A 20,969-nucleotide genomic window follows, 5' to 3' on the forward strand; every position below is an offset into this window, starting at 1 on the left:
TCAGCCCTTAAATAATATGAGATTAAAATTGATTGAAAAAATCAATTAAAACAATTAATTACAACTTTACATATTGATAATTAATTGCTCAAATCCTCGCTGACAAAAAACATTATAAAAAGTTAATCAATTTAAATACTCAACGCTAAGTACAAACGTTACAGACCAGACGACTGGTTTATCACTGATAAAGATAAGCCTTCTTTGCACTTTGTTGATCAAACAAACACAAGGAAAATCCAGTGAAACTACATAAACACAAAGCGAGAAAGACCAAGGATTTAGTAGGCTTCTTATGCCTTGTCTTTTCTTTATTTGCCAATGCCGGAACAGGCAGCCAAGGCATCAACTTAAATCAATTGTTAGATAGCTTCAGCGCTCAGCCTGCGTCAATACAACTTACTACGGTAAAAGGCGATGAATGTAATTTAACATCTGAATGTAAAAGCCTTTATGGTGAAACCGCATATGACTGCGTTAACTCGCGCAGTAACCAAAGCTATTGTATGTGTGAAGATGGAATATGTGCCGATCTTCAGCCTACTGCGCCGCCAGAACCCGAATATGGCGACGAATGTGATACTACCGCCCAGTGTAAAAACACCTACGGTAACATTGCCAACGACTGTGTAAATTCACGCAGCGACCAAAGTTACTGCCAATGTGGCAGCGAAGTATGCCGGGAAATGGATAGTAACGGTGGTGACAATGGGGGCGACACTGGCGGTGATAATGGCGGTGATAACGGAGGCAACAATGGCGGTGACAACGGCGGCAGTACTCCTTCGGTAAACACCCAATACCAAGAGCTGAATGGCCTAATTGTTATTGAAGCTGAAAATACTCAGTCAGAGTTGGGCGAGTGGCAACAAAAATCTGACCTCGCTGGTTACACCGGTAACGGCTACTTAGAATTTAACGGCAATAGCTATATTTCAGGTCCGGTAAATTCACCTTTAGAGTATACGTTTACCGCTGCCCAAACCGGCACTTATCACCTACATATGTACGTGGCAAGAGAGACCATAGACAACCGCAGCGATGTAGCCAACGACGGTTATGTGCGACTAGATGGTAACTATGAAGCCGTTGCAGGCGAAGGTAATGCCACTAAAGACATTTTAAGCTCAGATACTAAGTTTTATGGCGGTGCCGATCAGCAGTTTGTGTGGGCATCAGGTAAACGTTTAGATAAAAACCACGCTAAGCATAATGCGATATACAATCTGAAAGCAGGTGAAGAATATACCTTTACTCTGTCGGGGCGTTCTAAGTTTTTTAAAGTAGACCGCATCGTTTTTCGTCATAGCTCTGTAGCTAATGGCGAAGCTCAAGATTTAGAACTGCCAGAAACGCTCGCAACTACCACAGCAAAAACCTGTGAAGTTAGCGACCAAAACCAACAATGGCATCGCGTAGAGCTTACCTGTAAAGGCTATTTTGCTGATGAAGGTAACGACGCTACCTTTACTAATCATCGTTTTAACGTGACCTTTAGCCAAGGCAATCAACGCTTCGTTGTACCTGGGCACTTTGCAGCCAACGGTAACGCAGCCGATACTGGTGCTGGCCAAGGTGACGTTTGGCGCGCTTACTTTATGCCTCCAAGCACGGGTGATTGGAACTACCAAGTGTCTTTCCGCAAAGGTACTAACATCGCAGTAAGCGAACAGCTCAATGCTGGTCAGGCAATTGCTGATATTGATGGGCAACAAGGACAGTTCTCCGTTGCAGCGTCTACCGCTGATAGCCAAGACTTACGCAGCCAAGGTTTATTGCAACACTTAAACGGCGAACGCTACCAACGCTTTGCTGGAACAGGCAATATCTACATTGAAGCCGGCTTAGGTAGCCCAGAAAACCTATTAGGTTATGCTGACTTTGACAATACCGTAAAAGGCAGCGGCGGCTCTTGTAAGGGCATTTTGCACCAGTTTTCTGAGCATGAAAGTGACTGGCAAAGCGGTGACCCTAGTTGGGCCGGCGGCAAAGGCAAAGGCTTAATTGGCCTAGTTAATTACCTGGGTTCACGCAAAGTAAACAGCGCCTATATGATGCTTAACACGGTGAAAGGTGACGGTTGTGACGCTCATCCTTGGTTGGTTTACCAAGAAAATGGCAACAACAAACGCACCTTTGACGTAAGTAAGTTAGACCAATGGGAGCGCGTATTTGCACATATGACCAAGCAAGGTCTAATGCTGCATATGATGACTCAAGAAACTGAAAACGAAACCTTACTAAACAATGCCACTCTAGGTTTAGAGCGTAAGTTATATTACCGTGAGTTAATATCACGCTTTGCTCACCACCCTGCAGTTCAATGGAACCTAGGCGAAGAGCAAGATGCCACTTCAATTGCAGCGTTAAAATCTTACTCGGATTATATTCAAAATCTCGACCCTTATAATCATGGCATTACCCTGCATACTTACCCAGGCCAACACGATCGTTACGATGATATGTTAGGTCACGCTAGCTTCGGCGGGCCAACCATTCAATATGGCAGTATTCCCGAAAATGCGAGCGCTACAGCCACGCGTAATTCGGTATACGGCGAAACGATTAGTTGGCTAAACAAATCCGCTGCTGCCGGTAAGCAATGGTACGTTACGTATACCGAAGCCTCGGGTAGCCATGCGCCTAAACCTTATCAAGATGTAAGCTCTCGCCAGCGTATTTACTGGATGTGGGCAAGTGTTATGTCGGGCGGTGCGGGTTTCTCTTGGTACTTAAAAAATGATGGTACCCACGCCTATGACTTAGCGGTAGAAGACTTACGCGAGTTTGACCAACTATGGCAACAAACTGGCCATGTTAACTACTTCTTTAGCAATATATTGCAACAGCAGTTGGGTTTAAACCTGCAAGATCTTCAAGTAGACAACGGTGCGACGTCAAGCACTAACGATTGGGTACTATCCGACCTACAACACAACTACATTATTAACCTGCGTAACGGCGGAACTACCGATATTCAGCTAAACAATAACCACGTTTACCAAGTGTATTGGTTCAACCCTCGCAGTGGTGTATTAAGCAAAGGTTTAAGCCTAACCGGTGGTGCAAAACTCAACATTGGCACTGCGCCTAGCCAAGCAAACCAAGACTGGGTTGTGCTTATTACAAACCGAGAGCTAAACGAAGATGGTCAAGGCGGTAATACACCGAACCTGCCGCCAACAAGCAAAATTAGCTTAGATATTAATAGCTTTGATATTTCACAAGTGAGCGGTTTTGTTCCAGCTTATAAAGACAATGCTAATAATGCGCTAGCGGTAAACGCAGGTGCCTACAAGGACAAGTACGCAGCGGCCCGCTATACCTTTAATAGCGAAAGTGGAAACTACGATATTACCATTACTACATTGACAGAAAATGATGGTGAAAGCAGCTACCGCTTAGTGGTAAATGGTCAGCAATTAGCTGAGTACACTAATCCTAAATCAGCCAATAACTATCAAGCCACTAAACATACTTGGAACAATATTTCTTTAACTCAAGGAGATGTGATTCAAATTGAGTTCAACTCCACATCTAATGGTGAAGTAATCTCTAGCAATGGGCAGCCAGATTATGCTCGTGGGCGCTGGCGTTTACTTGAGCTAACAGCACAATAAAAACCAACAAGGGTTAGCTTAGCTAACCCTTTTACATGCCAACCTCAGCTAGCCTGCGCGCCAGTAAGTATTTACTCTTTTAATGTAAAAGCTAAACGGTCAATTTCTTGCCCGTTCACATGCAAAGCCACAAAGTGCTCACCAGGGTAGTATTTGCGAGTAGAGATAGCTTTGAAAGAATGACTCTTTTCTATCGCAAACATCTCTCCTTTGTTTAAGCTAAGGTTCTTTAATTTAAAGACTTTACTGGCGGTTTTACCGTTAGCTTTCATAAAGTGCACAGCGTAATCTAAAACAAACTTTTGCTGCATTTCTTCAGCCCGCAGCGCTAACGCAAAAGTGAGCGAGTCACCCATTGTCACTTGCTGATCTAATACCGCAAATTCTTCAAGTTTTAGCTGAGGATCAGCGGTATAACCCAGTAATGGGAAGCTTTTAGGATGACCTTGTTTTACCAAACTACGCGTAGCATGTTTTATTAACCACTGTAGATCGGCATTTGCACCTTTTTGCCACACTTGGCAAAGATCCAGAACTAACTCTGGATGGTCTTTAGCGATGTCATTTAGATTATTTGCCACTGAACGACGAACATACAAACTACTATCATTTTTAAGCACTTCGAGGATCGGTAAAATTGGTGCAGGGTCTGCGATCAGCTCTTTTAGTTGTGCTCCCCAAGGGAGGCGCGGCCTACAACCTTCGCTCGCTAAGCGTCGCAAGTGTTCATCGTCACTGGTTGTCCAAGCAAGTAACTGCTCCCAACTTTGCTCAGGATACTTTTCAATGAATGGGCGAATAGCAAATTCCGCACTAAATAATGGGCTTAATGCAGCCAAAGCCTTAAAGGCCTGCTGAGGATGCGCTATTCCTGCCACTGCCACAAAATCGGTTACTGGCCAAATAGCAAAACCACGTAAGCTGTCGTCTGGGTCACCACGATCCCAATGCTCAGGAAGCGCAACCAGTATCTTAGCCGTTTCAGTGAAGTCTTCTGGTAGGGTTTGTTGTAACACCGCAATCAAATGCATAACCCGCTGCTTTAGCTCTAAGGCCTCCAAACCATCAAGAGCTAAATCAACAAATTGTTCACGGTCAAACTGCGGATAAACTGCCGCTATACCGTGAGCAATACGTTGCACTGCGGGTTCGGCTAAACCATTTTTCATGAGTTCCACTCTATTCTCCCCAAGATTATTCTTCAGCAGGTATAAACGATTCTTCGTTGGTTTCAATAAATCAGTAAGTATTTAAATCTAATTAACAAAACCACTATTGACACAAATCACAATTAAGGCGTCGCCAAGTATTTATATAAGGTAGAAAAGAATACATTGAACAAAAAATAACTCATCTCAAACTAGAAGGCTTTAAATGGAATTATTACCCTCTAAGCAAATGCTTACAATAGCGCTGCTATCTCTGTCGGTGATAGCTTGTGGCGGCGGAGGCTCGGCTAGCTCCCAATCGGATCAAGTAGAAGAACCGATACCAGAATTTCCTGAGATATTTGGCGAACAAAAATCAAAAAAAACCAGCGGCTTTATTTACCCAACCAACTCAATTTCAATGTATGACAGCAGTGTTTGTCGAAACTACGATGCTTACTATGAAACAGAAAACGTATTGGTATTTGGTAATAGCGGGACAAGTAAAGAGCTATTTGAACGCTTTGCCACTTGGACTGAATTTGGATTGCAGGAGCTGAAAAGGCAAATGGGGGTTGATTTAATTGCTTTTCAACAGCGTTACCCATTTAGTTTAGAAACATACTTAGTTGCTACAGATTACTTGTATGAACGCTTAAATGAAGGGGGTGGAGAAACACTGTTCATGCAAGTTACAGGCGATGAGCTCCCTACATTTTATCAAGACTTAACTACCGGCACTTCCAAACGTCATTATCTATATCAACAAATTCGCCATTTAAACCCAGAACAAATCAACAACTTAATTGCTTTAGTCCAAGCGCACTATTTGCCCAGTGAACTCTCCACCAGCTTTGGGCAAACCTTACCCGGAAAATCGTTGGTTTGCTTAAACACTGCCTTTAATAACAGTAACTTATGGGCAACAGGAAACTTAGTAGGCTATACAGCGAGAACCAACGACTCAAGACCTAGCTCAGCTTACATAGTTACACACGAACTTATGCATACTCTACAACATCAATACCTAACTTACTTAAGCCAAGTAGATCGTTGGTTTTTAGAAGGTAGTGCTGAGTATGCGATGGGCCATATTGCTAGCCCATCGAGCCACAACCAGCGTGACCCCTTAGACGATAAGTGGGAAAGCACATTAGGTGCGGTGGCCTACGGCCACTACAACATTGCAGTATCCTACTTAGAAGCAACGTCTCCGGGATTTATCATTAACGTGCTCAAACATATTGCAGATAACGGTGTGTATCATGTTGTTGATTACGCTGAATATCCTGAATATCAATACGACAGAATAAATCAACCTAACCCGGACTTTAGAAATGCTTTCAATGCTTATGCAAAACGCCCTGACGGAAGCGCCTTAACTTACCAAGATTTTGAAAGTGAGTACCACCAACTAATAGACCAATGGATAGCACAGACACCAAGTTTATTAATGCGGAAAAGTACACAAAAATTAGAACAAAAAGACTGGTTCGAATTACAACGGTAAACTGAGCGAAGTCAGCCCCTGGCTGACTTCTATTTTTACATTAAGGCACCAACCAGCGGGTTAGCGACGAGCGAGTCAACAACCAACTCAGCACAAAGGCGAGCCCCAAAGCAGCAGCGCTAATTACAACGAGCGCAATGCTAGAGTGGCCAAACCACTGATAAATGCCATAGTCGGGATTACGCACCGGGATAAGAAACAAAGGATGGACTAAATAAATCCCAAAGCTGTACTTAGAAATTGTTTTAATGAAAGGACGTGCTCCTTGAGGTATCCGCTCAGCATAAGCTTTTATCAATACAAATAAGCTCATGGCTATTACCGCAGTGTTCAAGCTTTTATAGCCCATAAACACGCTACTGTATTCCCCCTGCTGCCAAATATAAAAGGCACTGCCTAATACATTAAATGCCAGCATCGCCCCACCGGTTGCCAACCAAAACTTCAAGTGGGCTTGCTGGTCGTTATTAAATAAATACCAGCCCATTACTAGGTAACCGCTATACAAAATAATGTTTTGGCGAAGTGGCGTTTCTACTTTGAGCCAGTGCATTAAAGTAAGCACTAACCAAGCCGCTAGTAGCAGCAAAATACGTTGTTTTTCCATCTTATAAAGTAAGGGAGCAAGCAAGGGAATCACAAAATAGAGAGGGATGAAGTCGTAAAAGAACCATAGGTGGTACCAAGTATGCTCGTTAGGCGAATGCTCCAACAAAGTCGCGGTAGCCTCCCAAGACCAAGCCCCTTCTTGATAACCACCAACAAAGGCATAAATAACCGTCCAAGCTAAAAATGGTAAAAGCACCTTGGCAAGTCGCCTTGGTAAATAATGGGCTGCATTAAATGGCCGCTGATCCGACATCAGCAAAGCGCCACTAATCATGATAAAAATAGGCACTGCCCAGCGGCTAATAGCATTAAGAGAAATGGCTGGAAGCCACTCGTGCCAAGCCAGTTCGGGCACCAATTCGCGATAAGGGCCAAGTACGTGAATACCCACTACTGCTATGGCAGCGATAAAGCGTAAACACTCTATATAGAACAGCGACGGCTTAGCCACTTGATTATTAGCCATAGCAATATTAACCTTTTTATTATTAACGAGAAGACCAGCAGCAGTTTGGTTGCCTAAGCCTTACATTAACTTTACACTAAGATCTTGAATAAAGGCCAGTTTGCAAGGAGTGCAGGTGCCAATTTATAGCCCATGGAATGACAAACGAAAGTTTGTTTTCGGCTTATCTTTTATGCTGTTGTGTGCCTTTTGGCTAACCTCATGGTTAAGCTACCAAGTTGCACATAACTCACTAAGAGACCAAATTGAATCTAATCACCTGCCTTTAACTAGCGATACCGTTTATTCGGAAATTCAACGAGACTTATTGCAACCGATCTTTATTTCATCATTGATGGCGCAAGATACTTTTGTTCGTGATTGGGCGATTTCCGGCGAAAAAGATGCCCAGCCAATCATTCGTTATCTGGATAACATTCAACAGCGCTACCAAACCATTACTAGCTTTTTTGTCTCTAGCCACAGTGGCCGTTACTATCACCCCTCTGGCATCATTAAGACCATATCCAGTGATGAACCAGATGATGCTTGGTTTTATCGCGTCAGCCAATTACCGCCTTCCCAAGAGTACGAAATCAACATCGATTACGACACCGCAGACCAAAGCAGAACCACGGTCTTTGTTAACTACAAAGTATTCGATTTTGAAGAAAAGTTGATTGGCGTAACCGGAGTTGGGCTTAACATCGAGTTTGTAAAAGAGCTTATTCAAGTCTACCAAACACGTTATCAACGCAGCGTTTATTTCATCGATGCCTTAGGCAATGTCACCTTAAGTGGCACTAACTTCCAAGGCCCGCGCAATATTAGTTTACGTAAAGGTTTAGCCTCTCAAGCAGCTTCGTTGCTTAGCGCGGCCAAAAACAACTATCGCTTTAGCGAAGACGGTCAACAACACTATTTGAATGCTCGTTATATCCCAGAGTTTAACTGGTACCTAATTGTTGAACAGCAAGATGTTCCAGCGATTCAAGATCTAAAACACACGCTTTGGATAAACTTAAGCATTAGCCTGTTAGTTACGGTTTGCATGTTAATTGTGGCTAACTTTACCCTAGGCCGCTATCAGCGCCGCTTAGAAACGCTGGCATCCACCGACAAATTAACCGGTATCTATAATCGTCAAACCTTTGAAGGTCGCTTAGAGCAAGTAATAGATATTCAACACCGGGCCAACAGCCCCTGCTCCATCATCATTTTCGACATCGATCACTTTAAGCAAGTAAACGATAAGTATGGCCACTTAGTCGGTGATAAAGCCTTAAAAAAAGTGGCCGAAATAACCCGCCAATATATTCGCCAATCAGACATTTTATGCCGTTGGGGCGGTGAAGAATTTATTGTTTTGCTGCCTAACTGCGATGCTTTAGCGGCACTAGAAGTAGCTGAAAAGATTCGTTTAGGGGTGAATCAAAGCGAACTCGATATTGATGGCAACCTACTTACCATGAGTATTAGCTGTGGCATTGCCCAAATAAAAACCCATGAGATCCTTGCCAGTCTATTGGTCGATCGCGCCGATAAAGCAATGTATCGTGCCAAGCAAAATGGCCGAAATAGAAGTGTATTGGCGGAATAAGGCTTACCCGCTAAATAGGCTATTTAGCGGGTAATTGAATCTATTATTTAGATTTTGGTGGGTAGTTCTCTAACATCAATGTTACTTGTTTATTGATGAACTCTGCGCGACTTTCTGGCCCCATGGTCTCACGCAGCTGGCTTTGTGAAATTGAGCGCCATACCAAGGCATTAGTCGCGGGGTCAAAAAACTCTACAACTAACTTACCGTACTTACGTTCTTTATAGCGATCAGGCGAGCTTACGCCAATTGCGCCGTGTTTGCGGCCTACGCCCACTGAGAACGAACCGCCGTATGATTCTAACTCCGTTGCTATATCGACCCGGTAGTCGACCAGCATATCGGCTTCTTCAACCGCTACCGCAGGTATACCTTTAGCCTGCAATTGGGCGGTTAATTCACGTTCAATTCGTTGACCATCAATGGTTGCCACTGCATCTTCTGGCATTGGCACAAAGGCAAAATCTTTGAATTGAGAGAAGTCTTGATCAACATTGTAATCTAGTGCTGGTTTTACCGTGCATGCGGCGGCCATAAATGACAAACACGCAATCGCAAAAATTCGAAACATAGTTCACTCCAAGTGCTTATAAGCACAAATTTCAATACCTTAAATCTAACACAAGTACGCCAATTTACCCCACCCATTATTGCTGTGACTAGGGGCTGTTGATCTTTGGTGTTGAAATTTTGTTCGAGATAAGCGGGCTTTAATCGCGGCGAGCACTTAGAAGCCTAGTGGGCTAAGCAAGAAGTGCTTAACAAAGAGTAAAGTTCGCTTATCCGAACCCTTCGGGCAGCATTTCTTAGCCGTTTATTCAGCGTTAGCGAGTGATTATTAAGCCCACTTAACTGCACACTCACTGCCTTGCCTAAATGGCTAATTAATTGCTGCAAAAACCATCAGCAAAGATCAACAGACCCTAATGCTTAACCAAGTACCAAGGCTTTGTTATAATCGCCACCGTTATTTTTATAGTGGTTTATCATGTCTCAATTTGAACAACGCTTTGGCGGCATTGCCCGCCTTTATGGTCGCTCGGCGCTCAACACCTTCCAACAATCTCATGTATGTGTAATTGGCATTGGTGGCGTTGGCTCGTGGGCAGCAGAAGCTTTAGCTAGAAGTGGCATTGGTAAAATCACCCTGATAGATCTCGATGACATCTGCACCACGAATACCAATCGTCAGATCCATGCTATTGCTAACACTGTTGGTCAGTCAAAAACCGAGGTAATGCGTCAGCGTATTTTGCAGATCAACCCAGATTGCGAATGCCTAGAAATTGAAGATTTTGTCACTAAAGATAACCTTAGTGAATACATCACCAAAGACTTTGATTATGTGATTGACGCCATTGATAGCGTAAAAGCTAAATCAGCCTTAATTGCTTACTGTAAACGCAACAAAATCAAACTCATAACGGTAGGTGGCGCAGGCGGGCAAATAGATCCTACGCAAATTCAAATTACAGATTTGGCCAAAACCATTCAAGATCCCCTAGCAGCCAAAGTCCGCAACGAGCTGCGTAGATTCTACAACTTCAGTAAAAATCCGAAACGTAAGTTTGGGGTAGATTGCGTATATTCTACCGAGCAACTCATTTACCCAAGCAGTGATGGTGAAACCTGTATGGCTAAACCCGATGCGGGCGGAACTATGCGTATGGATTGCAGCAGTGGCTTTGGTGCGGTCACTCACCTCACCGCGAGTTTTGCCTTTGCAGCCGTGTCTCGAGTGCTGAAAAAACTCGCTGCCAAAAGCCAGTAAATTGGCATATAAGCTAAAACATTCAAAGACTTAGCTTTAAAGCCAAACTATTTTTTGCTTTTTTTACTACTCAAGCCTCAATAATTACTGGCTAAACCGCAAAAAAGTAAGGTTTTCTAGTATTTTAAGTTTGCTGTTCTATGCTTAATTCAATAGCAAAGGAGAGCAAAAATGTCTTGGGATAAAACCAGCCTACGCTTCAAAATACTGTCGGTTCTTGTTGCTTCGTTAGTGCTGCTTATGGCAGTAGCCATATACACTGCGCTGCACCTAAGAGAAACCGCAAACAGCTTTGATAAACTCACTCATAACGAAGTACACCTTGAAGAAGTGGCTCTGCTGTCCCACATCGCCTTTAAAACTCAAATCCAAGAATGGAAAAACGTGCTTCTGCGTGGTCACGACCCAGAGCAAAATAAAAAGTATTGGGATCGCTTCCAAGATAAGCAAAAAGAGGTTCAGCAACAGGTTGGCAAACTGGTCACAGAGCTAAGACAAGCCAATTACCCAGAACTGGCAAAACTTGCAGAAGAATTTTTAGCTTCACATAAACAACTCGGCACCGCTTACGCTAAAGGCAAAGCCGAATATGAAGCAGCAGGATTTGATTTTAAAGTTGGCGATAAAGCGGTAAAAGGCATTGATAGGGCCCCCTCTAAATCAATGGCGCAGCTTAGCGACCAACTTAAATCGATAACCGCCGAGCAGGTCGAACTAAACACTGTGCGCGCCCACAAGGTGAGCAATATCAGCTTCATCATCATTGGTATTAGTGGCCTGCTAGTGATTCTTGTTAGCTTCTTATTTATGGAGCGCCAATGCATTACGCCCATTAACTCTCTAGTAGAAGACATAGATGTGCTAGCCAATGGCAAACTCAATATTACCGTGCAGCTAGAGCGTGGCGATGAGTTAGGCAAGCTGGCCAATGCCACCCGCAAATTGCAGCAGTTTTTACTCAGCACCGTGTCTGACTTAAGCCAATCGGGTGAACAACTGCATAACTCATCTAACATGTTAAACAACATGTCAGAAGATCTCGCGAAAGGAACTCACCAACAACGTGAAAGCTCTGATTTAGTGGCCACAGCCATTCAAGAGATGTCGCACTCGGCCAACGAAGTATCAACAAATGCCGCCAATACCGCCGATACCACCCACAATACCGACTTAACCGCACACAATGGCGCCGAAGCGATGAAGCAGGTTATCACCAGCATCAATACTCAAGTTGCTGATATTAGCCATGCAGGAGAAGTGGTTAAAGATTTAGCCGCCGATACCAATAATGTTGGCGCAGTATTGGATGTGATTAAAGGCATTGCCGAACAAACTAACTTGCTGGCGTTAAATGCAGCGATTGAGGCAGCGCGTGCCGGTGAACAAGGCCGAGGCTTTGCTGTGGTAGCCGATGAAGTAAGAACTTTGGCGCAAAAAACCCAACAAAGTACTAGCGAAATTCAAAACATTCTCGAGAAGATTCAAGGTGGCGCTAACAATGCAGTAACAGCCATGGAGCAAAGCCAAAGCCGAACCGACGAAGTTGTAGAACAAGTAGAAACAGCAGAAAGCCTGCTATCAGAAATTGTTACCTCTATTGGCAGCATTAATGAAATGAACTTACACATTGCCTCTGCCGCAAAAGAGCAAACCACTGTTGCTGGCGAGATTGCTTCACTGATCGAGCGCATTGCCGATGTTGCCGCGCAAAACTCTCAGCAAGTGGATGAGTCTAATCAAATTAGTGCTCAGCTTAATCAATTAGCCGATGACTTTAATCAGCAACTTAAACGCTTTGTTTATTAAGCCATTTGTATCGCGATTATAAAAAAGCCCAAGCAATTGCTTGGGCTTTTTACTAGCTACAGTATTGGCTTAGTCGGCTACCGTATCACCTACCAAGTGATCAACACTAGGAACAGGTTTATGGTTTGCACCTAGGTAAGAGTAAATCACTGGTAATACAAACAATGTAAATATTGTACCAATAGATAGACCCGCACATATAACCATACCAATATCAAAGCGTGCTGCTGCACCTGGACCAACAGCGAGTAGCAATGGTACCAAGCCCGCAACCATAGAGATGGTGGTCATCAAAATTGCACGCAAACGAATTCGGGCAGCATGACGAATCGCGGTGATCTTATCTTCACCTTTCAAGATTTGACGCTCTTTAGCCACTTCACACATCAAAATACCGTGTTTAGTAATCAAACCGACTAAGGTAATCATACCAATCTGGGTATAGATATTGAGTGACGCTAAGCCCCAGCCCATCATCAGCAAGGCACCACAAATCGCCAGCGGTACCGACACCATAATCACAATTGGGTCGCGTATGCTTTCGAACTGCGCAGCCAATACCAAGAAGATAATCGCCAATGCTAAACCAAAAGTGGCATACAAGGCCGAACCTTCTTGCACAAACTGACGAGATTCACCTTTGTACTCAAAGCCATAACCCTTAGGTAAAATCTCAGCAGATTTTTGCTCTAAGAACTTAAGCGCGTCACCCATAGTTTGGCCTGGCATTAAGGCACCGTTTAAGGTTACCGAGTTGGTTTGGTTCATTTGCAATAGCGAACTTGGCTGGCCGGTTAAATCCCATTCAATCAAGTTAACCAAGGGTACCGGGCTGCCATCAACGGTTTTCACATAGAACTGACCAATTGCCTCAGGGCTTAAACGGTCTTCGCGCTTAACCTGAGGAATCACCTCGTAAGAGCGACCATCATAGTTAATGTGGTTGATGTAACCATCGCCCATTAAAGTGCCTAGTGTGCTGGCAATGTCTGCCATTTTCACCCCATAGGCACCAGCTTTATCACGGTTAACTTTAATGTCTAAGGTTGCCGTTTGGAACTTGGTGTCTAAGTCGGTAAAGACAAAGTAACCACTTTGCATAGCAGCTTGTTGTAGCTCCTGCGCTAGGCTCACCAAAGTGCGGTAATCACCGGTACCTTGCAATACAAACTGTACCGGGAAACCACCACTGGCACCGGGCAAAACCGGCAGCGGGAACGAAGCGACAGATACACCAGCGATGTCGGCGGTTTCGGCTTGAATCGCTTTAACCAGCTCATCTTGGCTCATGGTGCGATCTTCCCACAAAGTGGTGTTCAAGAAGCCTAACCCCTGGGTCGCACTAGGTATACCCGCTAAGGTAAATGCACTGGCAATATCGTCTAAGGCCATGCCGCGTCGACCCACTTCGGTGGTGTATTGATCCATGTAGTCAATGTTTGCCCCAGCCGGACCATTAGCCATAATCATTGCAGCGCCTTTATCTTCGGCAGGTGCAAGTTCAGTAGGAATAATCTTCAGTAGCGGGTACAAAGAGCCCATCACAATAATGGCGAAAATCACCACCACAGGGCGGTACTTTAATACTCCACCAACAAGTTTGTCGTAGCCACTGTCTAAACTGTCTAGGAACTTATGAACACCTACTTCAAAACGGCCCGGATTAGGGTTGTGCTTAAGCAGTACCGAACACATCACCGGCGATAAGGTTAAGGCAACAAAACCCGATACCACAACCGCACCCGCAAGGGTAAGGGCAAACTCGGCAAACAATACGCCGGTTAAACCTTCTACCATGGCGATCGGCGAGTACACTGCAGCTAAAGTAATGGTCATCGAAATTACCGGCAAGGCAATTTCGCGGGTACCAACAATGGCAGCATCAAAGGGTTTCATCCCTTGGCGAATATGCCGGTCCACGTTTTCCACCACAACAATGGCATCGTCCACCACCAAACCAATAGCCAGCACCATCGCCAACAAGGTTAATAGGTTTAGCGAGAAACCTAAGGCTTGCATCGCCAAACACACACCAATCAGCGATAGCGGAATCGCAATAACTGGAATGAGTACCGCGCGCAAGTTACCCATGAACAAGAAAATCACAACCACAACAATAATGGTGGCTTCCACAATGGTGGTAAGTACTTCATTAATCGACGATTCAATATATTCCGTTGAATCATAAAGTACTTGCATACCCATGCTATCTGGAAGGTTAGCTTCCAAGTCGGGTAGCATTTCGGTAATCAACTTGGCAACGGTTAGCGGGTTGGCAGTAGGAGTTGGGTCAATGGCTACCACAACTGCGGTTTGTGCATCGGCTTTCGCTCGCACGGTTTCACGTGCTGCATCCAGCTCCAGCTCAGCCACATCGTTTAAGCGTACAATGCCACTTTCGCTGCGCGCAACAATCAACTGCTCAAACTCGGCACGGGTTTTAAGATCGGTATCAGCTTCTACGTTGTAGAGGAAGAAACGGCTTTTAGCTTGACCCGGTGCCGACCTAAAGTTGTTGTTTTGCAGAGCGTTAACCACTTCTGCAGCGGTAAGTTTATGGTTCGCCAGTTTTACTGGATCTAACCATACCCGCATCGACAACTGCGGCCCGTAAACATTGGCCTTGGCAACGCCCGTTACCGTCACCATTTGCGGCTGCACGTTACGGTTTACATAATCAACAATTTGCGCCGCTTTTAGCTCATCACTGCTAAAGGCGATGTACATAATCGAGGTACTAGAACCGGTTGAACGCGAAATGTTGGGATCTAAGGCTTCACTGGGTAAACGCGCACGTACAGCGTTTACTTTAGCCATAATCTCCGACAGTGCAGCATCTGGGTCGGCACCTGTTTTCATGTAAGCGGTAATGGTACTGCTACCCATAGAAGAGTTAGATTCCAAGAAATCTAAGTTATCCGCCTCAGCAATCGACTGCTGCAATGGCTGGGTAATAAAACCCTGAATAACTTCTGCAGGCGCACCATAATAAGCGGTGCTCACAGTAATAACCGTGTTGGTTAGCTCTGGATACTCGCGAATTTGCAGCTTAAATACTGATTGAATACCAATAATCAGCAGCAGCAAACTTAAAGACAGCGCTAATATCGGTCGCCGAATAAAAATATCGGTAAATCTCATGACCTACGCTCCTAATCTTTTGGCAAGTTTTGGTCGCGTTGTACGAAGCTATCTTCAACAATACGAACCACAGCCCCGTTACGTAAACGCACTTGACCAGAAACCACTACTTGCTCGCCGGCGTTCACGCCTTTATCGATCACAGCAACATCGCCGCGACGTTCACCCACCGTTACTGAACGTTGCTTAGCAATTAAGGCTTCGCTGCCGTCATCTGCGGTTTCACTTTCTAGTACGTAAATAGATTCACCGTATAAGGAAAACGAAATAGCCTGCTGTGGCACCACAATTTGATTAGGCTGCACCGCTTGCCAAATACGTACACTGGCGTACATGCCAGAACGTAAAAGCCCTTCAGCATTTGGAATGGTAGCCTGCACCTGAATCACACCACTTTGTGGGTCAACGGTAGGTTCAATGGTAGTGATTTTGCCTTTAAACCACTGCGCAGGATAAGCATCAGAGTTAAGCTCAATCTCGGTACCAACATTGATAAGCGATATGTCTTTTTGCGGCACAATAAAGCGCAGCAACATATGATCGAGGTTCTCTAAACGAGCAATGTCGTCACCCGCTTGCAAGTATTGACCAAGGTTGATTTGGCGAATGCCCATTACACCGTTAAACGGAGCGCGAATATCACGGCGCTCAATAGTGGCTTTAAGTGCTTCAATATCACTGACCAAAGCAAGGTAGTTAGCTTCCGAGTCATCAAACTGGGTTTGCGAAACCGAACCACGATCCAGCAAGGTTTTATTACGCTCCATTTGGCGCTTAACCGCTGGAAGCTTGGCCTTAGCACTAGCCAGGTTAGCTTTTTCAACGTCAGCTTCTAGGCTCACCAATAGTTCACCCGATTTTACTGTGTCACCCGAAGTAAAGTGAATTTTAGTCACCAATCCAGCCACTGAGCTACTAATATTTACACCTTGGTAGGGCTCAATAAATCCAATTGATTCAATTGCTGGCTGCCAGTCTTCTGCATTAGCTGTAGCAACTTCCACAGGCATTTCTGGCACCGGTCGATTAGCCATAAATTCGGCAATCATCTTTTGTTTGAATAGGTAAAAACCAAACACGCTACCAAACAGAATCACTGTTATGACTAGCATGATTGCCATCCATTTTTTCATTTCCCACTCCAATCACTAAGGGTGTATGGTAATAGCATCCCAGCTAGCTAAAAGCGCGGCATCCATGTCTTGCTTTGTAAAATTCGCTTCTCGAAGTTGAGAAAAGCGACAAATTTCAAGTATTTGGCCAAAGGCCAAGGCGTATAACATTTCGCCTGGTAAAGGTTTAAAGCAGCCTTGTTCGACACCACGGCTAAAAAAAAGTTTTACCGGTTTAAATAATTCCTGGATAAGCGCTTTGTGACGAGCATTTTTAGGCAAGGTCTCTAAATGGACCCACAAGCGTTGCACATTCACATTTTCTTGATGGTAGTGTAGTGCATTTAGCCACAAACGACTGTGGCACTCTTGTAAGCTCTGTGCCGTATTGACATCTGCCAAAAAGGCCTCGGCAAACAAACGCAAATTACGCTCGTGAAGCTCCGCCATCAACTCGTCTTTATCTTTAAAATACAAATAGATGGTACCGGTAGCTACTTTTGCCTGCTTGGCCACGCGGTGAATAGACACAGCCTCAAGCCCTGATTTGTTAATCAGCGCCTCAGCAGCCATCAATATACGTAAGCGTTTATCGGAAATCATAAAAATGAACATTTGTTCAGTATTTTTCGCGATTATATTCCTCATCAAAAAACAATCAATGAATAATTGTTCATTTTACGAATTCTTACCTTTGTTAAAGAATATGAAAGCGTTAAAGCGGCGTAGATCAGCCCTCTCTGATCGGCTAAAATGCACGGCCCGTTTAGAAGGAAAGCTCCGTGAAGTTAAATCCCGCACAAGATAAAGCCGTTAGTTATGTATCTGGCCCCTGCTTAGTATTAGCAGGCGCAGGCAGTGGTAAAACACGGGTTATTACCAACAAAATTGCTCATTTGATTCAAAACTGTGGCTATAAGGCAAAAAACATTGCCGCGGTAACCTTCACCAACAAAGCCGCCCGCGAGATGAAAGAACGTGTCGGCCAAACCATGGGGCGCAAAGAATCTCGGGGATTACGGGTATGTACCTTCCATACCTTGGGTTTAGACATTATTCGTCGTGAATACCGCAGCCTAAAGCTAAAACCTAACTTCTCGTTATTTGATGACCAAGACCAAATGGCCTTGCTTAAAGAGCTCACCGAAAAACAACTCGAAGGCGACAAAGACTTATTAAAGCAACTACTAAGCTGCATCTCTAACTGGAAAAATGATCTGGTGCTACCAGCGCAAGCGGTGGCAAGGGCAACCGGGCAGAGCCAACAAGAGCAACTGTTTGCCCACATGTACGAAGCTTATCAGCGTCAGCTTACCGCCTATAACGCACTAGACTTTGATGACCTAATATTAATGCCTACGCTGCTGCTCACGCACGACGCAGCAGTACGTAAACGTTGGCAAGATACCATTCAATATTTATTGGTAGATGAGTATCAAGATACCAATACCAGCCAGTATCAGCTGGTAAAACTAATTACCCAGGAACGCGCCTGCTTCACCGTGGTTGGTGACGATGACCAGAGCATTTACTCTTGGCGTGGTGCGCAGCCTAAAAACCTGATGCAGCTGCAAAAAGATTTCCCTGCTTTAGAAGTGATCATGCTGGAGCAAAACTATCGCTCAACCCAGCGGATATTAAAGTGCGCCAACATCCTTATCGAAAACAATGAACATATTTTCGAGAAATCGCTGTTCTCCGAGTTAGCCTACGGTGAACCGCTTAAGATTCTCTTTGCGAAAACCGAAGAACAAGAATCTGAGCGGGTAGTAGCCGAGTTAATTGGTCACCGCTTTATGAATAACGCTAATTACCAAGATTACGCCATTTTATACCGCGGCAATCACCAGTCTCGGTTGCTCGAAAAAACCTTAATGAACAACCGTGTTCCCTATAAAATTAGTGGCGGCACCTCGTTTTTTGCCCGTGCCGAAATCAAAGACATAATGGCCTACCTGCGGGTATTGGTGAACCAAGACGACGACAACGCCTTGCTGCGTATCATCAATACACCACGTCGCGAAATTGGCCCAACGACCTTAGAAAAAGTGGGTACCTACGCCAACGAGCAACAAATCAGTTTGTTTGCTGCCACCACTCACATCGCTATGACCAGTATTCTGCCTACCCGCGCACTTAATGCAGTGAATGAGTTTAGTCAGTGGTTACTGGCATTGGCCAAGCGTGTTGAGCGAGGAGATGCTCAGCAAGCTGTACGCGACATGATCCGCGATATTCACTATGAAGACTTCCTTTACGAAACCAGCCCCAGCCCTAAAGCTGCAGAAATGCGCATGAAGAATGTCTCAGAGCTATTTCGCTGGGTAAGTGGCATGCTCGAAGGTGATAACGACAACGAGCCAATGACCTTGCCACAAGTGGTTAATCGGCTGATTTTACGCGACATGATGGAACGTGGCGAAGAAGACGAAGAAAGCGATCAGGTTCAATTAATGACCTTACACGCCTCAAAAGGTTTGGAGTTTCCTTACGTGTACCTCATCGGCATGGAAGAAGGTTTATTGCCGCACCAAAGCAGTATTGATGAAGACAATGTAGAAGAAGAACGTCGCCTTGCTTATGTAGGGATTACTCGGGCCCAGCGCGAACTCACCTTCACCTTAACGAAAGAGCGTCGCCAGTTTGGCGAGCTAATCAAACCAGAACCAAGCCGTTTTTTATACGAGCTGCCACAAAACGATTTAGTGTGGGAGCAACGCCGTAAAAAGGAAACCGCTGAAGAACGCCAAGAAAAAGGCAATAAAGGCATTGCTGCGTTGCGAGCCGCGCTCAACAAAAACAACAGCTAAATTTCACCATCCTTAGTTAATTAACATCATTTGGTCATATTTAAGATCAACGATCTTAAATGTGATCCTGCGCTAATTACCTTCTAAAGGCACAACATATTTGTGACCGAAACGGTTTTCATCCCATAAAAGCGCCTTACTCCAAGGTTTTATGAGAATAAACTCACAAAAAAGTAATCAAGGATGGAGAGTACTGATGAATGCATTAGTTGAACAACGTCAACAAGCTCAACTGCATTTTCAACAAGGTGGGCAGAATATTATAGTGGGTGATGCCGCTGCCTGCCCCTTGCCGCCAGAACAATTGGCTGCGCTAGACGCAGACTCTCCCTACGTAGTAGAAGTATTCGAAGGTGGTTTAACCGCTGTTGTATATCATTTGTGTATTAATGGCCGCCATTACAACCTCAAGAAACGTCGCGCTCAAGCCTTAGTGCACAATGTGGATGGTGAAACCTCTTTCCTCAACGAAGTACAACGCCGCCGAGATATTCAAGCGCTTAAAGACAAACCAAGCACAGCTAAAGCCTACCAACACATCGTAACCACCTTGTATGCCAACTATCGCCTTGGTTTTATGTTGTCACCTTGGATTGACGGCAAACCATTATGTAGCTTTAGTCGTGAGATTTTTAGGCAGATCTTCGACACCCAATTTGCCCTAGAACAAGCAGGTTTAATGGAGTGGGATTTATCTCCTGGCAACATTATTTACGACGGCCGACAAATCCACTTGTTCGACTTTGGTTACATGTATCCTTACGATCCATTAGAGCACTTTAATAGTGATGGCTTAGCAGCACCGGATTTTCACGCAGTAGAGCGCTTAGAAACGCGCAATGTATTTGGTTACCTGCTGCGCTATCAAGACGTAATGACCGCTGCAGACCAACTCGCGATTTATCGTGAGCTAAAAGAAGCCGCATTAGATGTTTATACCCAAAAGCTCATTTGGCTAAAACAAAACTATGCTCAGCCTGCAATTATCCAATGGCAAACAGAAATTATTGAACGCTGGGAATATGCGTTAGACAACGAGCGTTCACTGAAAAATCTATTTATTGCAGAAAGCTTCCGCTCCCACTGTTTAGACATTGCCGACGACATTAGTGGCAAGAGTTGCACCCCAATGACCTTAAAGCGCATCGACAAAGTCATCACCATGGCTGCCACTGTTTATTTACAACTTCAAAACAACGGCGCGCTGTTGTTTGACAACGCAGAGCTCGAACAGGTCGACCTAATCAAAAAATACCAAGATTACCGTCAACTAGCGGCCCAGTACCAACAGAAATAAATCCTACAATTCAAACCGTTAAGCTTTATTTACAAAGGTATCAACTTATCTTGATACCTTTGTGATGACAGGTTCACATTTCTGTACATTTTTTATCCTT

The 20,969-nt window shown here is 44.5% G+C and carries 13 protein-coding genes; 7 read left to right on the top strand and 6 right to left on the bottom strand.

Annotated elements, in window-relative coordinates:
* The first annotated feature begins 242 nt into the window (after nucleotides 1-242).
* Complete coding sequence (locus ACYFDN_RS11750; RefSeq protein ID WP_483511243.1) at nucleotides 243-3,620, top strand: DUF5060 domain-containing protein; 3,378 nt, start codon at nucleotides 243-245, stop codon at nucleotides 3,618-3,620.
* 71 nt (nucleotides 3,621-3,691) lie between these two features.
* Here the strand turns inward: ACYFDN_RS11750 and ACYFDN_RS11755 are convergent, their stop codons facing one another.
* Entirely contained in the window at nucleotides 3,692-4,789 is a 1,098-nt protein-coding gene (locus ACYFDN_RS11755; RefSeq protein ID WP_483511375.1) for a DNA alkylation repair protein, read from the bottom strand.
* A gap of 205 nt (nucleotides 4,790-4,994) precedes the next feature.
* On the opposite strand from ACYFDN_RS11755, the gene ACYFDN_RS11760 reads away from it, so the two are divergent.
* Nucleotides 4,995-6,278, top strand: coding sequence for a hypothetical protein (locus ACYFDN_RS11760; RefSeq protein ID WP_483511244.1), 1,284 nt, complete (start codon nucleotides 4,995-4,997; stop codon nucleotides 6,276-6,278).
* Between the two features lie 40 nt (nucleotides 6,279-6,318).
* Here ACYFDN_RS11760 and ACYFDN_RS11765 read toward each other — a convergent pair whose 3' ends face one another.
* A complete protein-coding gene (locus ACYFDN_RS11765) occupies nucleotides 6,319-7,353 on the bottom strand; it encodes an acyltransferase (protein ID WP_338622439.1) in 1,035 nt (344 codons plus the stop codon).
* Nucleotides 7,354-7,525: 172 nt separating this feature from the next.
* Between ACYFDN_RS11765 and ACYFDN_RS11770 the strand changes: the two genes are divergently transcribed.
* Complete coding sequence (locus ACYFDN_RS11770; protein ID WP_483511376.1) at nucleotides 7,526-8,932, top strand: sensor domain-containing diguanylate cyclase; 1,407 nt, start codon at nucleotides 7,526-7,528, stop codon at nucleotides 8,930-8,932.
* A 43-nt stretch (nucleotides 8,933-8,975) separates the two neighbouring features.
* On the opposite strand, the gene ACYFDN_RS11775 is transcribed toward ACYFDN_RS11770, so the two are convergent.
* The gene (locus tag ACYFDN_RS11775) at nucleotides 8,976-9,503 is read right to left on the bottom strand and encodes a DUF4136 domain-containing protein (RefSeq protein WP_483511245.1); all 528 of its coding nucleotides are present in this window, start codon (nucleotides 9,501-9,503) and stop codon (nucleotides 8,976-8,978) included.
* A 417-nt stretch (nucleotides 9,504-9,920) separates the two neighbouring features.
* Here ACYFDN_RS11775 and tcdA point away from each other — a divergent pair, with 417 nt between their 5' ends.
* The gene (tcdA, locus tag ACYFDN_RS11780; protein WP_483511246.1) at nucleotides 9,921-10,703 is read left to right on the top strand and encodes a tRNA cyclic N6-threonylcarbamoyladenosine(37) synthase TcdA; all 783 of its coding nucleotides are present in this window, start codon (nucleotides 9,921-9,923) and stop codon (nucleotides 10,701-10,703) included.
* Nucleotides 10,704-10,874: 171 nt separating this feature from the next.
* Nucleotides 10,875-12,509: a methyl-accepting chemotaxis protein gene (locus tag ACYFDN_RS11785; protein ID WP_016401943.1), complete on the top strand. Its 1,635-nt coding sequence runs from the start codon at nucleotides 10,875-10,877 to the stop codon at nucleotides 12,507-12,509.
* A gap of 69 nt (nucleotides 12,510-12,578) precedes the next feature.
* Here ACYFDN_RS11785 and ACYFDN_RS11790 read toward each other — a convergent pair whose 3' ends face one another.
* Genes ACYFDN_RS11790 through ACYFDN_RS11800 form a run of 3 tightly spaced genes read right to left on the bottom strand, consistent with a single transcriptional unit; the run spans nucleotide 12,579 to nucleotide 17,365 of the window.
* A complete protein-coding gene (locus ACYFDN_RS11790) occupies nucleotides 12,579-15,650 on the bottom strand; it encodes an efflux RND transporter permease subunit (protein ID WP_016401944.1) in 3,072 nt (1,023 codons plus the stop codon).
* Nucleotides 15,651-15,661: 11 nt separating this feature from the next.
* Nucleotides 15,662-16,783 carry an efflux RND transporter periplasmic adaptor subunit gene (locus ACYFDN_RS11795; RefSeq protein WP_483511247.1) on the bottom strand — a complete coding sequence of 374 codons (1,122 nt, stop codon included), beginning with the start codon at nucleotides 16,781-16,783 and terminating at the stop codon, nucleotides 15,662-15,664.
* A 15-nt stretch (nucleotides 16,784-16,798) separates the two neighbouring features.
* Nucleotides 16,799-17,365, bottom strand: coding sequence for a TetR/AcrR family transcriptional regulator (locus ACYFDN_RS11800; protein ID WP_483511249.1), 567 nt, complete (start codon nucleotides 17,363-17,365; stop codon nucleotides 16,799-16,801).
* Between the two features lie 179 nt (nucleotides 17,366-17,544).
* Here ACYFDN_RS11800 and rep point away from each other — a divergent pair, with 179 nt between their 5' ends.
* Nucleotides 17,545-19,572 carry a DNA helicase Rep gene (gene rep / locus ACYFDN_RS11805; protein ID WP_483511251.1) on the top strand — a complete coding sequence of 676 codons (2,028 nt, stop codon included), beginning with the start codon at nucleotides 17,545-17,547 and terminating at the stop codon, nucleotides 19,570-19,572.
* A 196-nt stretch (nucleotides 19,573-19,768) separates the two neighbouring features.
* Complete coding sequence (locus tag ACYFDN_RS11810) at nucleotides 19,769-20,869, top strand: phosphotransferase (protein ID WP_483511252.1); 1,101 nt, start codon at nucleotides 19,769-19,771, stop codon at nucleotides 20,867-20,869.
* Nucleotides 20,870-20,969 lie beyond the last annotated feature (100 nt).

Source organism: Agarivorans sp. D1326 (assembly GCF_056958115.1).